The 14,085-nt window shown below is 72.6% G+C and carries 15 protein-coding genes; 8 read left to right on the forward strand and 7 right to left on the reverse strand.

Features of this window, described 5'->3' with window-relative positions; all coding sequences use genetic code 11:
- Positions 1 to 36: 36 nt before the first annotated feature.
- From ACPOLA_RS12155 to vanX, 3 genes are read left to right on the forward strand one after another with little or no spacing between them, the layout of a single operon-like run.
- Entirely contained in the window at positions 37 to 1,017 is a 981-nt protein-coding gene (locus tag ACPOLA_RS12155; RefSeq protein ID WP_435770701.1) for an NAD(P)-dependent oxidoreductase, read from the forward strand.
- Positions 1,014 to 2,054, forward strand: a complete 1,041-nt coding sequence (gene vanA, locus ACPOLA_RS12160; RefSeq protein ID WP_435770702.1) for a D-alanine--(R)-lactate ligase — start codon at positions 1,014 to 1,016, stop codon at positions 2,052 to 2,054. The genes ACPOLA_RS12155 and vanA overlap by 4 nt, the downstream gene beginning before the upstream one ends.
- Positions 2,051 to 2,689 carry a D-Ala-D-Ala dipeptidase VanX gene (gene vanX, locus ACPOLA_RS12165; protein ID WP_435770703.1) on the forward strand — a complete coding sequence of 213 codons (639 nt, stop codon included), beginning with the start codon at positions 2,051 to 2,053 and terminating at the stop codon, positions 2,687 to 2,689. Before vanA ends, vanX begins: the two co-directional genes overlap by 4 nt.
- Positions 2,690 to 2,692: 3 nt before the next feature.
- Here the strand turns inward: vanX and ACPOLA_RS12170 are convergent, their stop codons facing one another.
- Together ACPOLA_RS12170 and ACPOLA_RS12175 are read right to left on the reverse strand one after the other, a co-directional pair.
- Positions 2,693 to 3,580, reverse strand: a complete 888-nt coding sequence (locus ACPOLA_RS12170) for an SGNH/GDSL hydrolase family protein (RefSeq protein ID WP_435770704.1) — start codon at positions 3,578 to 3,580, stop codon at positions 2,693 to 2,695.
- A gap of 4 nt (positions 3,581 to 3,584) precedes the next feature.
- Positions 3,585 to 4,769 carry a PucR family transcriptional regulator gene (locus tag ACPOLA_RS12175; RefSeq protein WP_435770705.1) on the reverse strand — a complete coding sequence of 395 codons (1,185 nt, stop codon included), beginning with the start codon at positions 4,767 to 4,769 and terminating at the stop codon, positions 3,585 to 3,587.
- Between the two features lie 123 nt (positions 4,770 to 4,892).
- Between ACPOLA_RS12175 and ACPOLA_RS12180 the strand changes: the two genes are divergently transcribed.
- Together ACPOLA_RS12180 and ACPOLA_RS12185 are read left to right on the forward strand one after the other, a co-directional pair.
- Positions 4,893 to 6,071 (forward strand): ferredoxin reductase, encoded by a 1,179-nt coding sequence (locus ACPOLA_RS12180; protein WP_435770706.1) that lies wholly within the window; start codon positions 4,893 to 4,895, stop codon positions 6,069 to 6,071.
- A gap of 50 nt (positions 6,072 to 6,121) precedes the next feature.
- The gene (locus ACPOLA_RS12185; RefSeq protein ID WP_435770707.1) at positions 6,122 to 7,363 is read left to right on the forward strand and encodes a fatty acid desaturase family protein; all 1,242 of its coding nucleotides are present in this window, start codon (positions 6,122 to 6,124) and stop codon (positions 7,361 to 7,363) included.
- A gap of 16 nt (positions 7,364 to 7,379) precedes the next feature.
- Here the strand turns inward: ACPOLA_RS12185 and ACPOLA_RS12190 are convergent, their stop codons facing one another.
- Positions 7,380 to 7,829 carry a VOC family protein gene (locus ACPOLA_RS12190; protein WP_435770708.1) on the reverse strand — a complete coding sequence of 150 codons (450 nt, stop codon included), beginning with the start codon at positions 7,827 to 7,829 and terminating at the stop codon, positions 7,380 to 7,382.
- Positions 7,830 to 7,922: 93 nt separating this feature from the next.
- Between ACPOLA_RS12190 and ACPOLA_RS12195 the strand changes: the two genes are divergently transcribed.
- A complete protein-coding gene (locus tag ACPOLA_RS12195; protein WP_435770709.1) occupies positions 7,923 to 8,717 on the forward strand; it encodes a crotonase/enoyl-CoA hydratase family protein in 795 nt (264 codons plus the stop codon).
- Here ACPOLA_RS12195 and ACPOLA_RS12200 read toward each other — a convergent pair.
- A complete protein-coding gene (locus ACPOLA_RS12200; RefSeq protein WP_435770710.1) occupies positions 8,677 to 10,545 on the reverse strand; it encodes a cyclic di-GMP-binding domain-containing protein, MshE-related in 1,869 nt (622 codons plus the stop codon). The genes ACPOLA_RS12195 and ACPOLA_RS12200 overlap by 41 nt on opposite strands.
- Positions 10,546 to 10,737: 192 nt before the next feature.
- Positions 10,738 to 10,950, reverse strand: coding sequence for a hypervirulence associated TUDOR domain-containing protein (locus ACPOLA_RS12205; protein ID WP_435770711.1), 213 nt, complete (start codon positions 10,948 to 10,950; stop codon positions 10,738 to 10,740).
- Between the two features lie 101 nt (positions 10,951 to 11,051).
- Between ACPOLA_RS12205 and ACPOLA_RS12210 the strand changes: the two genes are divergently transcribed.
- On the forward strand, positions 11,052 to 11,858 hold the full coding sequence (locus ACPOLA_RS12210) for a GTPase domain-containing protein (RefSeq protein WP_435770712.1): 807 nt from the start codon (positions 11,052 to 11,054) through the stop codon (positions 11,856 to 11,858).
- Here the strand turns inward: ACPOLA_RS12210 and ACPOLA_RS12215 are convergent.
- The gene (locus tag ACPOLA_RS12215; protein ID WP_435770713.1) at positions 11,842 to 12,903 is read right to left on the reverse strand and encodes an alpha/beta fold hydrolase; all 1,062 of its coding nucleotides are present in this window, start codon (positions 12,901 to 12,903) and stop codon (positions 11,842 to 11,844) included. The two genes, ACPOLA_RS12210 and ACPOLA_RS12215, sit on opposite strands and share 17 nt — an antisense overlap.
- A gap of 175 nt (positions 12,904 to 13,078) precedes the next feature.
- Here ACPOLA_RS12215 and ACPOLA_RS12220 point away from each other — a divergent pair, with 175 nt between their 5' ends.
- The gene (locus ACPOLA_RS12220; protein ID WP_435770714.1) at positions 13,079 to 13,681 is read left to right on the forward strand and encodes an antibiotic biosynthesis monooxygenase family protein; all 603 of its coding nucleotides are present in this window, start codon (positions 13,079 to 13,081) and stop codon (positions 13,679 to 13,681) included.
- A 17-nt stretch (positions 13,682 to 13,698) separates the two neighbouring features.
- Here ACPOLA_RS12220 and ACPOLA_RS12225 read toward each other — a convergent pair whose 3' ends face one another.
- Positions 13,699 to 14,055, reverse strand: a complete 357-nt coding sequence (locus tag ACPOLA_RS12225) for a hypothetical protein (RefSeq protein WP_435770715.1) — start codon at positions 14,053 to 14,055, stop codon at positions 13,699 to 13,701.
- Between the last annotated feature and the right edge of the window lie 30 nt (positions 14,056 to 14,085).

Here is a 14,085-nt window from a genome sequence, read left to right on the forward strand (position 1 = left end):
TCGGCGACTCCGCCGTCGATCCAGCGGGCACGCCCGATGACTCGGGAGGCGCTGCGTCCGGCCGCACCGATCGGCGTCACCGCGTATGGGTGCGATGCCCTCGAGACCGCATTGTTCCGACGGCTGGCGCCGCGTCGGGGCGTGACCCCGACGGTCACGGACGCGCCCGTCACCGAGTCGAACGTCGGGCTGGCAGCCGGCAACCGGTGCATCAGTGTCAGCCACCGGGTCCCCGTCGCGAATCGCACGTTGCGCCAGCTCAGCCGAGCGGGAGTCACCTACGTGTCGACGAGGAGTGTCGGATGCGACCACATCGACGTCGAGTACGCCGCCCGGCTGGGCGTCGAGGTCGGCAACGTCGCGTACGCGCCCGACAGCGTCGCCGACCACACGCTCATGTTGATCCTGATGGTGCTGCGGGAGGCGAAGAGCACCGTCCTGCGCGTCGAGCAGCACGACTACCGGCTCAGCAGCGCCCCGGGCAGGGAGCTGCGCGGCCTGACCGTCGGGGTCGTCGGCGCGGGAAGGATCGGCGCCGCCGTCGTGCACCGCTTACAGGCCTTCGGGTGCCGCATCCTGGTGCACGACAGGCGCGCCATGACCGCCGCTCATGTGCCGCTGGACGACCTGCTGCGGCGCAGCGACGTCGTCACCCTGCACACGCCGCTGAGCGACGAGACACATCACCTGCTGGATCGGCGGCGCATCGGCCAGATGAAGCCCGGCGCGATCGTCGTGAACACCGGGCGGGGTGCCCTGGTCGACACTGCCGCTCTCGTCGACGCGCTGGCCAACGGGCGATTGGGCGGCGCGGCCCTGGACGTGGTCGAGGGGGAGGAGGGCGTCTTCTACGTCGACTGCCGGGACCGCCCGCTACCCGATGACCTCGTGCGGCTGCAGCGGCTGCCGAACGTCGTCGTCACTCCCCACACGGCGTTCCACACCGAACGAGCCGCGAGGGACCGGGTCGAGCACTCCCTCCTCAACTGCCTGATCCACGAGAGCGGGACGCGATGAACAGGATGAAGATCGGAATCCTCTTCGGTGGAGCGTCTGAGGAGCACCAGGTGTCGGTGAGGTCGGCGCAGCAGGTGGCGGCGAACCTGGACCACGCGAAGTACGAGCCGCACTGGGTCGGAATCACCCGCGACGGCGGCTGGCGCCTCTGCGACGGGCCCCGGGCCGGCTGGGAGGAGAGCCGAGGGCGGCCGGCCGTGCTGTCTCCCGACACGAGCGTCCACGGCCTCGTCCTGCCGGGACCACGACGGTTCGAGACGGTGCGCCTGGACGTCGTGCTACCGGTCCTGCACGGACGGTACGGCGAGGACGGCGCGATCCAGGGGCTGCTCGCCCTGTCGGGCATCCCCCACGTCGGGTGTGACATCCAGAGCTCGGCGTTGTGCATGGACAAGTCACTGACCTATGCCGTCGTACGGGATGCAGGGATCGCCACACCGGCGTTCCGGATCCTCGGTCCGGGGGAGGAACCGGTGACGGCGGGTCTCCGGTACCCCGTCTTCGTGAAGCCGGCGCGGTCGGGCTCCTCCTTCGGGGTCAGCAAGGTCGAGCAGGAGGGCGAGCTGTCGAGCGCCGTCGAGGCGGCACGACGGTACGACGCGAAGGTGCTGATCGAGGAGGCCGTCGCAGGCGCCGAGGTGGGCTGCGCGATCCTCGGCACCGGCAGCGATGTCATGGTCGGAGAGGTCGACCAGGTCCGCCTGTCCCACGGGTTCTTCCGTATCCACCAGGAGAGCGAGCCGGAGCGGGGATCCGAGAACGCCACGGTCGTCGTGCCCGCGTCACTCGCCCCCGAGGACCGGATGCGCGTGCAGGAGGCAGCGCTGAGGGTGTACCGCGCCCTGGGCTGCGCCGGCCTGGCGAGGGTGGACATGTTCCTGACCGACGACGGCGGCCTGGTGCTCAACGAGGTGAACACGCTCCCCGGGCTGACGTCGTACAGCCGCTATCCCCGCATGATGGCGGCGGCCGGCCTGCCGCTGTCCGAGGTGATCGACCGGCTCGTGGCCCTGGCGCTGCGGCGGGCAGGGCGGTGAGCGGCGACTTCGTCTTCCTCGACGAGGTGGTCCCAGATATCCGATGGGATGCCAAGTACGCCACCTGGGACAACTTCACGGGGAAGCCGGTGGACGGCTACGCGGTCAACCGGATCGTCGGAACCCGGGCGGTCTGTGTAGCGCTCGACGCCGCGCGCCGGGACGCCGCGGCGCTCGGTCTCGGCCTGCTGATCTGGGACGGCTACCGGCCGCAACGTGCGGTGGACCGATTCGTGCGGTGGGCGACGGAGCCGGAGGACGGCCGGACCAAGGCCCGCCACTATCCCAGCATCACCAGGGCGGAGATGTTCGAGCAGGGGTACGTGGCAGCCAGGTCCGCGCACAGCAGGGGGAGCACCGTCGACCTCACCATCTACGACCTTGCCACTGCGGAGCTCGCTCCGATGGGAGGTCACCACGACCTGATGGATCCGGTCTCCCATCACGGCGCGACCGGCATCACGGCTGCCGAGGCCGCGAACCGCCGCCGTCTGCGCTCGATCATGGAGCTGAGCGGCTTCCTGGCCTACGAATGCGAGTGGTGGCACTACACCCTCGAGGATGAGCCGTACCCGAACAGCTACTTCGACTTTCCTGTCCGGCGGCTGGACCAGCCGCCTTGGCCCGCCTGCTGATCGTCAGTTGCGGCCCTGTTCGGCGAGCAGGCGCTCGAGCGCGTCGGCCACCGCCACCTGGTGCTCCGCGTAGGGGTGGAACGGCGCGGCGCCCCGCACCGGGCGCAGCCCGGCCACCCACGGCTCCTCCGCGCAGATGTCGTGGCCCTTCGAGAGCGACCACATGTCGACGTACTCGGCGCCGGCCTCCGCGGCACCCTCCTCCAGTGCGGCGGCGAGCCGCTCGTTGACCTCGCGGACGAACGGGTAGTCGGCCTCGGCGACCGGGAGCTCGGGGCAGGTCCCGGAGGCGGGCACCAGCTGTGGATAGCCGACGACGACGACGCGGGCGCGGGGCGCGCGGTCCAGGATGGCGCCGACGTTGTCCACCGTCTGGTCGGCGATGTCGTCGAGCTGCTCGGTGATCCGACCGTTGTCGTGCCGGGCCAGCCGCGTGCAGGACGCGCCGCCGGGGTTGTTCATGCCGGCCCGGACGCAGTTCACGATGAGCGAGGCGAACAGGTCGTCGTCGTTGGCGCCGATGCTGACCGTGACCAGGTCGGTGTCCTCGGTGAGCGCGTCGAGCTGCGGCGGCACGCCGTCGCCGCCGTCGAACTGCGGTTCGGTCAGGTCCTCGCTCGTGGCCCCGCCGCAGCTGACGTCGACGAGCTCCAGGTCGAGCCGGGTCGCCAACAGGTGCGGGTAGTTCGCGTCGGTCCGCGTGCAGACGCCCGGTCCGGTCTGCTCGCCGACGAACGGCGCCGCGGTGAAGGAGTCGCCGAGGGCGACGTACTGCTGGCCCTCCTCGACGGGCTCCGCCCGGTTCGCCCGCGCGTCGACGGGCGAGGAGCAGCCGCTCAGCAGCACGCCGCCGAGCGCGAGCGACAGCAGTCCATGGCCTGGTCGGCCCATCCGGTCACTCCTCCTGCACGCCCAGCGCGATGGTCAGGGCGAGGACGGTATCCGGGTCCTCCAAACGGTCGCCGAACAGGTCGCGGAGCTGGGTCATCCGGTAGCGCACGGTCTGCGGGTGCACGAACAGCGAGGCCGCGACCTCGTCCCGCCTTCCCTGGTGCAGGAGCCAGGCGCGCAGCGTCTCGCGCAGCTTCTCCGCGGCTGCCGGCCTGAGGTCGGCCAGCGGTGCGAGCACCGCGGACCGCAGGTCCGCCAGCGCCGCCGGGTCCGCGGTGAGCACGAGACGGGGCAGATGCGCCTCGGTGTCCCCGGCGAGGCCCAGGGCCTGTGCCCGGAGCGCTCGTTCGTACGACGACCGTGCCTCGAGCCACGGACGGGCCGGGCCGACGAAGCAGTCGCGGTCGCCGACCGCACGCAGCAGCGCCGAACGGCGCCGGCCGTGGCTGTCGGGCACGAGAAGGAGCGCCGCGGAGTCCAGCTCGGGCAGGTCGGAGACCTGGAGCGTGCCGCGGTGCAGCGAGTGGAGCAGCGGGCCGACCTGCGACTCGGGCGCGATCACGGCGGTCAGCGTGGTCGGCACCGCCCAGTCGGCACGCTCGGCGGCGACGAGCACGGTCGCCTCCGGGGCGCCGCCGAGCAGGTGCCGGCCCAGCCGCTCGAGCATGCGCTGCCGGAGCCTGCCCTCGGTCGCGGTCTCGTCGCGGTGGCCCGCGACGCTCGCCGCGCTGAGCTCGTCGATGTAGGCGAACACCAGCTCGGCGAACGACGCCATGGTGGCAGGCTCGATGCCCTCGTCGACGGCCCGGGCGGACAGGTGCTGCCACGACACCCGGGCGCCGATGCGGTAGGCGGAGAGCAGCGCGTCGCTGGTGCGGCCGCTCCGCGCCTCGCCGCGGCCCAGCTGGTAGGCGCCGTCCATCGCCGAGGCCTGCGGTGCCAGGGCGTTGGGGCCGGGGCGGTCGCTGACGAGGGAGAGGAAGCCGCCGAGGGCGACCTGCACCGCGGTGCGGATGGTCTCGCCCATCGGCCCCTCGAAGGCGTCGCGGTAGGCCGGCACCTCCTCGATGATCTGGGCGACGACGTCGTCGGCGACGGCCGGCAGCTCCGCGCGGATGGTGGCGACCGTGCGGGCCGGCAGCAGTGCGGCGCGGGCCGACCGGGGGGCACGGAGGATGCGTCGCGGCACGGTACCCCTCCTGGTGGTCGTCACTCGGCCAGCCGCTGTTTTTGTCCCCCGCGCACAAAACGAGGCGCTCGATTCACCGGCTGCGGTCATGAGTTTAGCGGCGCGGAGTGTGAGTCTGGAGGCGTGAGTACGACGCAGGCACAACCCACCCGGCCGGCCGGCCCTACCCGTCCGGCGCGGCGACTGCTGCGGGCGGGCGTCGTCCGCAACCTGCTGGACGCCGCCGTCACCCCGCTGACCGTCGACGACATCCTCGACCACTTCGCGCCCCTGCGGCCGGGAGCCGCGGCGGGCCTCCAGGGTCGCATCGAGGCGGTGCGGCCCGAGACCAGGGACGCCGCGACGATCGTCATCAAGCCCGGCAGGGACTGGGCCGGCCATGTCCCCGGCCAGTACGTCCGGGTCGGGGTGGACGTCGACGGCGTGCGGCTGTGGCGCACCTACTCGCTGACCCACGGCCCTCGCCGGGACGGCCGGATCTCGATCACGGTGAAGGCGATCCCCGACGGCACCGTCTCCAACCACCTCGTCCACCGCGCGCGTGTGGGCCAGATGGTCCGCCTGGAGCAGGCGGAGGGCGACTTCGTGCTTCCGGAGCCGTCGGCCGACCCGGCCGCGCCCACCAGGCTGCTGCTGGTCACCGCCGGCTCCGGGATCACCCCGGTCATCGGCATGCTCCGCAACCTGTACTCCCGCCGCGAGGCGGACACCTCCTACGACATCGTGCTGGTGCACTCGGCGATGAGCCGCGACGAGGTCATCTTCGGACCCGAGCTGCGGGCGCACGCCGACGCCGGCAGGCTGCGCCTGATCGAGCGCCACACCGACACCGACGGGCTGATGACCACCGCCGACCTCGAGGAGTGGATCCCCGACCTGGCCGACCGCGCGGCGTACGCCTGCGGGCCGGCCGGACTCCTCGACACCCTCGAGGAGTACTACGGCGAGCGCGGTCTCACCCTGCACACCGAGCGGTTCCGGCCGGCGGTCGTCGCGACCGAGGCGGAGGGCGGCACCCTCACCTTCCGCACCGGCGCCGCGGACGACACGGTCGTCGATGCCGACGGCGCCACGCCGATCCTCGACGCCGGCGAGTCCGCCGGCGTGCTGATGCCCAGCGGCTGCCGGATGGGCATCTGCATGGGCTGCGTCCTGCCGATGAGGTCCGGCGCCGTGCGCGACCTCCGCAACGGCGAGCTCACCGTCGCCGTGCCGGGCGAGACCAACCCCGACGGCGTGCCGATCCAGACCTGCATCAGCGCCCCTGCCGGCGACTGCCATCTCGACGTCGGAGTCCCGTGACGGTCGCCAGCGCGACCTCCTCGACCACCGCGTGACGAAAGGAAAATCCCATGACCACGGTGACCAAGAAGGCCCAGAACCCGATCGCCCACCTCACTCCCGAGGACATCGAGGCACTCGGCGCCGAGCTCGACGCCATCCGCCAGGAGGTGTTGGACACGCGCGGTGAGCGCGACTCCGCCTACATCCGCAAGGTGGTCGACGTGCAGCGCAAGCTGGAGCTCGGCTCGCGGGCGGTGCTCCTGGTCAGCGCGTTCCCGCCGGCGTGGGTGCTCGGCACCGTCGGCCTGTCGGTGGCCAAGATCCTCGAGAACATGGAGATCGGCCACAACGTCATGCACGGCCAGTGGGACTGGATGCGCGACCCGAAGATCCACTCGACCACCTGGGAGTGGGACAACGCCTCGACGGCCGAGGGCTGGAAGCACTCGCACAACCAGATCCACCACACCTACACCAACATCGTCGGCAAGGACAACGACCTCGGCTACGGCATCATGCGGGTCGACGAGGACCAGCGCTGGTACCCGATGTACCTCGGCCAGCCGCTCTGGAACTTCATCAACGCCTGCTTCTTCGAGTACGGCATCGCGGCCTACGACCTCGAGCTCGGCAAGAACCTCAGCAAGCCGAAGGACAAGCGCCCCGAGTCGTTCAGGAAGGCCGCGAAGGCGACGCTGCGCAAGATCCGCAAGCAGGCCACCAAGGACTACGTCGTCAACCCCCTCCTGGCGGCGCCCACCGGCTCGTTCCTTCCCGCCCTGGCCGCCAACTTCACCGCCAACCTGGTGCGCAACCTGTGGTCGCACTCGGTGATCATGTGCGGTCACTTCCCCGAGGGCGTGGAGACCTTCGAGCTCAACGCGATCCCCGAGAAGGAGACCCGCGGCGAGTGGTACCTCCGGCAGATGCTCGGGTCGGCCAACATCTCCGGCTCCAAGGCGATGCACATCATGACCGGCAACCTGTCGCACCAGATCGAGCACCACCTGTTCCCGGACCTTCCGAGCAACCGCTACGCCGAGGTCGCGCCCAAGGTGCAGGCGGTCTTCGAGAAGTACGACCTGAACTACCTCAGCCGCCCGCTCCCGCAGCAGGTCGCCAGCGCATGGCACAAGGTCGTCCGGCTGTCGTTCCCCAACGGCTGGCTGGAGACCACGAACGCCAGGAACCTGCCGCGGCAGCTCGGGCTGCTCTACAAGCTGGCGACCGCCGACCGCCGCACGCGCAAGGTCATCCAGATGGACCTGGAGCGCAAGGCGAAGCGGCAGGAGCTCGCCGCCGCGGCCTGAGGCCTGCCTCGGTGGCTCACGGGCTGAAGTGCCCGGGAGCCAGGCTGCGCAGCACGCAGAACTCGTTGCCCTCGGGGTCGTGCATGACGACCCAGCTCGCCCCCGGGGGTGCGAGGTCCGTACGCCGCGCACCGAGCCGCTCGAGGCGAGCCACCTCGCCGGCCTGGTCGGAGTCGACCGGTGAGACGTCGAGGTGCAGCCGGTTCTTGACCGTCTTGCCCTCGGGCACCCGGAGGAACAGCAGGGTGGGGACGATCGGCCCCGAGCGGATGGCGTCGACCTGCTGCTGGTCGCTCAGCGCCGCGGGCGCGATCTCGACCAGCTCGACCAGCTCGACCGGTTCGCCCTGTTCGCCCGGCTGGACCTGCTCGTCAACCACGACGTAGTCGAGCACCGCGGCCCAGAACCGGGCCAGGGCGGCAGGATCGGCGCAGTCGACGACGCATTCGGTGAGGCGGGACGTCATCCCCCTGTTGTGTCACGTCGGCGGTGCCGCCGGCCACCGATTTCCCTGCGGGCGGCGGGGTCGCGCCGCGCGGCCCCCCGTACCCTTCTGCGCATGAGCAACGTGACCTGCACGATCGAGGACGGCATCGCGCACGTCCGGCTGGACCGGCCCGACAAGCTCAACGCGCTCACGCTCGACATCCTCGACGACCTGGTCGCGACGGCGAGGTCGCTGCGCAAGGACAAGCACCTGCGGGCGGTGATCCTCAGCGGCGAGGGCGACGCGTTCTGCGCCGGACTGGACTTCGCGACCGTGCTGCGCAACCCGGCCCGGATCGCGAAGCGCTTCGTCCCGCACCCACTGCGCGGCACCAACGTCTTCCAGGAGGCCCCGTGGGCCTTCCGCCGGATCCCGGTGCCGGTGATCGCGGCCGTGCACGGTCACTGCCTCGGTGGCGGGCTGCAGATCGCGCTGGCCGCCGACTTCCGCGTCGCCACGCCCGACTCGCGGTGGTCGGTGCTCGAGGGCAAGTGGGGGCTGATCCCCGACATGTCGGGCGTCCAGGCGCTGAAGGAGCTGGTCGGCATCGACCAGGCCAAGCTGCTCACCATGACGGCCGAGATCTTCGACGGGTCGCGGGCCCAGGAGCTCGGTCTGGTCACCCGGCTCGACAACGACCCGGTCGCCGGTGCCCGCCGGCTCGCCGAGGAGCTGTCGCACCGGTCGCCGGACGCTCTCGCCGCCGCCAAGCGGCTCTTCAACGACACGTGGAGCGCCTCGCCGCGCAGGACCTTCGCCCGGGAGCGGATGGAGCAGGTCTTCCTGCTGGTGGCGGCCAACACCAAGGCCGCCCGCGAGGCGGCGTTCAAGAAGAAGGACCCTGCCTACGGTCCTCGCGGACGCTAGCCCGCCCGCTCGGCCCACGTTGTTGGGTTGCCGGGCTGGGCCCGGCGTCCCGGGGCAGCACGGCGATCACGGCGTACCACGCCGCCGCGGCGTGGAGGAGCCAGTGCAGCGGCACCAGGAGGGCGTGGAGACAGCCCGTCCAGCTGCACCGCATCGCACCGAGGGCGCTGCCCACGACCACCGCCAGCGCCAGCGCCAGCACCACCGAGCCGCTGCCGGCCAGGCCGAACCGGGACACAGCCGAGTCCTCGACTCCCACGCGCGCGGCGAACGCGGCCGTCGCGGCGAGCAGCACCGGATAGGCGAGGAACATCGCCGGCATCGTGAAGCCGCGGATGACACGCCGCGCGAGGGGGACGTCGCCGCGGAACGGCACCCCGAGCACCGCTGCCCGCGCTCGCGCCGTCGCGATCCGCACCGCGAGCGCGATCTCGTCCGCGCGGCGGCGCAGCCGCCCGTCGACGCCCGGAACGGTGCTCCGGCACGACGTGGACGGGAGGGTCCGCATCCGTGGACCCACGCCGGGCTCGGCCCAGACGCTCCCGAGTGCCACGGCGACCGTCCAACCGCCGAGGCGGCGCAGCACCGCGGTGTTGTAGTGCGTGGAGGTCAGGTGCCGCCGCAGGTCGTCGTCGGACCCAGGGCCGTGACCGGCGCGGTGCAGGGCCAGCGCGTCGTCGAGCACGGCGCCGCCGGTGGCGCCTGCGCCGCGCCGGCTCCCGTCCCGGTGACGGACCCGGAGCCCGGCCAGCGGGGTGCGATCCGGGAACCGCTCGAGGCTCTCGGCCAGGTCGGACTCGAAGACGCGTACGGCGCGGCGGAGCTGGTCGGGTGCGGGCACCTCGTCGGCGGCGTACGCGACGACGTACCGCCCGCGCGCCAGGGTGAGCCCGTCGTCGCACGCGAGGGCCGGGTGCCGGAGGCGCTGGCGGGGGACAGCGGCGACCCGCACCCAGTCCGGCGGTGCCGCCAACCGCACGGCGGCGAGCGTGCGCTCGTCGTCCTCGGCGACGAGGAGCACCGCGTCGAGGCGACTGGTCGGGTAGTCCAGGGACGCCAGGTTGCGCACGACGCGCCGGACCGCGTCGGGGCAGGCGGGCACGGGGACGAGCACGGAGTAGACGGGCAGCACCGCGTCGGCGCGGTCCGGCTCGCTGCGGAAGGACGGCTGCGACGCGCGTTCGCGCGCGGCGACCCGCAGCGCCGTGCCGCACTGCAGGGCGACGGCCAGCAGGAACAGCGGCCCGAGCACCACGAGGATGCCCGCGAGGAGGCCCGCCGGGACCAGGGCCACCGCGGTCAGGCCGACGGTGGCGCCAAGGGCCGCGACCAGCAGGTGCGAGACCAGGGCGGCAGGTGCGTGGTCGGCGGGTGCCTCGTCGGTGCTGCCGAGCAGGCCGCGCTGCTGGCGGACCCGAGCGGCCAGGTGGTCGAGGTCGCGACGGGTGCAGGCGACGAACGACACCGGGGAGCCGGGGAAGCGGTCGCGCACCTCCTCGACCAGGTCGACGTCCGGCCGCACCGAGGTCGCGACCACCAAGGTCCCGTCGTCGGTCATCTCGCAGGGCACCCAGCCCAGGGCGATGGTCTCCTCGATGTCGAGCAGGCCGGTGAAGCGGCCCTCGGGAGGGTCGGTGTCGAGGTTGCGGGTGTGCAGGTGCCACTGGTGGGCGAGGGCGGCGTGGAGCTCGCCGCGCGTGATCCCTCCGGCCTCGAGCAGGTGCTGCCCGAGATAGCCGCCCACGGCGCGCTGGCGGTCGAGCGCGGTCTGGAGCTGCGCCCGGTCGATGCGCCCGTCGCTGACGAGCTGGTCGCCGATGCGGTTCATCGGTCCTCGTTCCCCTGGCGCGCGGTGGAGCGTGTCCCCGTGACCGCCCTGTGGCAGCGCCTCCCTGGCCGCAACGCTAGCGGCGCGATCGGCCGGCCGCGCGCGGTTCGCGGTGGCTTTACCTCCACCCGGGCGCTCGGCCCGGGCCTGCGGCGGGACGACCGCGAGCATCCCGCCGGGGTGGACGGCGCGCTACTTCTTCCTCAGCGCGTCCGGCTTGTGGACCGCCTCACCGCCGCTCTTCTCGCTCTTCACCAGGTACTGCGGGTCGTCCTTCGACGCCTTGACGTCCCGCTTGGCCGCGTGGGTGTCGGTGGTGATCTCCTCCTTCACGGTGCCCTCGGCGGTGCTGCCGTGGCTGTTCCACTCGACCTTGTCGCCCTTGCTCAGCCTCTTGTCCGTCATGGGGGAGCGGTACCCCGCGCCGGGGCCGACATGCTCGGGCCGGCCCAGCGGCCGGAACGTAGGCTCGGGCATGGCACAGACCGACGAGTCCAGGAGGCGCCGTGTCCCGTCCAGGAGCCCGAGCCCGGGCGATCCTGCCCGGCTCCAGCCGCGCCGCGCTCGGAGCCACCGTCGCCGGCGGCGTGCTGACCGGCCTGGCGTCGGCGCCGGAGCGGGTGGGTCGGATCCTCCGGCGCCGCTTCCCGACGGTGGCGGTCACCGGCATGACCGGAGTCGGCAAGACACAGCTCGTCGACCGGCTGGCACGGCGGACCTCCGGCGACGGCGGCGCGGAGGTCGGCTCGGCGGTGATGGAGCGTCGCACCCGCCGGTCCGCCCGCCTGCGCGGCTTCCGGTTCCTCGTGGTGCCGGGCGACAACGCCGCGACCCGGCTCGGGGCGCTCGACGAGGTCTTCCACGACGAGCCGGTCGACGGGGTGATCCACGTGGTCGCCAACGGCCACGCCACCCCTCGGCGCACCGCGGGGACCACCGGCGCCGCGACCGCGACCCGCGAGGAGCAGCTGCGCACCGAGCTCGAGGACTGGACGATCACCGCGCACCGCATCGCCTCGATGGCGGTGCGGCGCGACAAGCCGGTCTGGCTGGTGATCGCGGTGACGAAGGCCGACCTGTACGCCGACGAGCTGGACGACGTCGTGCGCTACTACTCACCCGGCAGCGGCTCGCCCTTCGGCGACAAGGTCGACGAGCTGCGGGCGCTGGCCGGCGGGGCGCGGCTCTCGGTCGACGTGCTGCCCGTCTCCAGCCAGGCGGGCGACGCCGGCTCCGCGATCTCCGCCAAGCGGGCGAGCGCGATGGTGGACGCCCTCGCCACCCGGATGGCCCAGCTCAGCGGCCACCTCTGACCACCCGGGCGACGGCCGCGGCGACCTCGGCGGCCCGGTGCTCCTCCACGAAGTGGGAGACGCCCGCCAGGACGCTGGTGTCGTCGCGCACCTGCGGGAGCGCCGCCGCCCACTGCGCGAGCACCGCCAGCTTGGCGAGCGGGTCCCAGGCGCCGAAGACGGCCGCGACCGGGATCGCTGAGCCGGCGGACCCCCACGCCTCCGGGAGCCGCTGCTGGATCGACCGGTAGAACGGCGTGTTGTCCTGCGGACCCAGCCGCGGGTCGTCGTACCGGTAGCCGTGGCCCCAGACCGGTGTCTGGCGGACCATCCGCTTGGAGCTGCGCACGTTGGCGGTGGAGGCGAACTGCTGGCGGAACACCGCCTCGGCCTCCGTCCCCCCACCCGGCCGGAGCTGCGCGGCGGCGCGGACCGAGGCCGTCGTGAGACCGGTGACGCCGGTCCTCGGCATCGTCACCACCGCGGCCGCCATCGCGCCCCAGAGCCGGTCCGGCACGAGCGTCGGGGTCCGTGCCCAGGGCAGCAGGCGGAAGGGGTAGGTCTGGTAGGTGGGGCCGTCGGAGGGGATCGGGAACACGGTGCTGTTCAGCACCACGAGGCCACGGACCCGGTCGGGGTCGTCGAGGAGCGCGCCGATGCCGATCGGGCCGCCCCAGTCGTGCACGACGAGCGTGACGTCCCGCAGGTCGAGGGCCCGGACGAGGGCCCGCAGGTTGGCCGCGTGGTGCATGTCGACCATCTCGAACCGGGCCTGGTCGGACCGGCCGAAGCCGAGGTGGTCGACCGCCACGACCCGCGTCCCCGGTGGGAGGTCGGCGGCCCGGAGCCGCTGCACGACGTGGCGGTAGGTGTAGGAGCACTCGGGGTTGCCGTGCACCAGGAGGACGACCGGACCGTCGCCGTCGCCGAGCCGGCGCTCCCAGAAGTAAAGCCGCCGTCCGGCGTCGGGGCCGTCCGGCAGCAGGAACCAGCGGCCGGTGCCGCCGCCGTCGTAGTCGGGAGGTACGGCGGTCAGCGGCGAGTCGCCCGGGGCATCGGTGAACACCTCGACATGGTGCCCGCCGCGGTGGGCGTCATCCGTCCCGTCTCGGCGACGTCACCCATGGCCGGTGGCGGCGGACGTCCAGACCGGGCATGGCGCCGGTTCCGTGACAGGCGTATGCAGGGAGCCAGCGGCGATGCCGTCCGGGCACCGCCGGCGTCCGGAGAGGAGCAGGTCCGTGTTCGCACGCTCGATCACCTTCCACGGAAGGGCCAGCAGCATCGATGACGGTATCCGGTTCGTCGAGAACGAGGTCGCGCCGATGGTCGACCAGCTCGAGGGGTGTCGCGGCCTCTCGCTGCTCGTGGACCGCGCGGCGGGCCACGGCATCACCACGAGCTCGTGGGAGAGCGAGAAGGCCATGCGGGCCAGCGACGAGCGGCTCCGCCCGCTGCGCGACCGTGGGCGCGACATCCTCGGCGCGACGATGGAGGTCGACGAGTGGGAGATCCGCCTGATGCACCGCAGCCACCACGGCGAGTGCTGTCGGGTGAGCTGGGTGGAGGGCGACGTCGACACGATGGCGGAGGCGTTCCGCACCGGCATCCTGCCGCAGCTGGAGCAGATGCCGGGGTTCTGCGGTGCCAGCCTCCTGGTCGGCCTGGGCACCGGACTCGGGTGCGCCACCACGGCCTGGGAGTCGCGCGCCGCCATGGAGGCCAGCCGATCGGCGGGCGACGACATGCGCAACCGGGTCGCGAGCGAGGCGCAGGGCGCGATCGTCGACGTGCACGAGTTCGACCTGGTCTACGCGCACCTGCACGTGCCCGAGATGGCTTGAGCGCGTAGCGCTCCGACCTATCCGATGCCCGCCGCCCGGTCGAGCTCCTGGAGCAGCTCGTGGGCGGCGAGCTCGACCTGCTTGTGTCGCCACTCCGCCGCGCGGTAGACGCACGCGATGAGCCCGGACCGGTGGACGCGACGGAAGTCGCCGTACACGAAGGCGTAACGGGCCTTGGTGCCCTCGTTGGCGCCGTCGGTCAGGCCGAGGTGCCACGCGGCGTAGTCGTCCCACGAGTGTCGTTCGAGATAGGCGTTGCCGGCGTCGGCGTCGGGCTGGACCGCCCCCCAGTCGCTGTCCAGGACGTACTGCCGACCGGCGATCAGCGCGCGCGCCCTCTCCACGGCGGCGTCGTTGACGGCATAGCGGGCCATCCCTCGAACCTAGCCGCGGGCGGTGGCCGG

Origin of the sequence: Nocardioides proteolyticus, from assembly GCF_051280635.3 — a bacterium.
In the GTDB taxonomy this organism is placed as follows: Bacteria; Actinomycetota; Actinomycetes; order Propionibacteriales; family Nocardioidaceae; genus Nocardioides.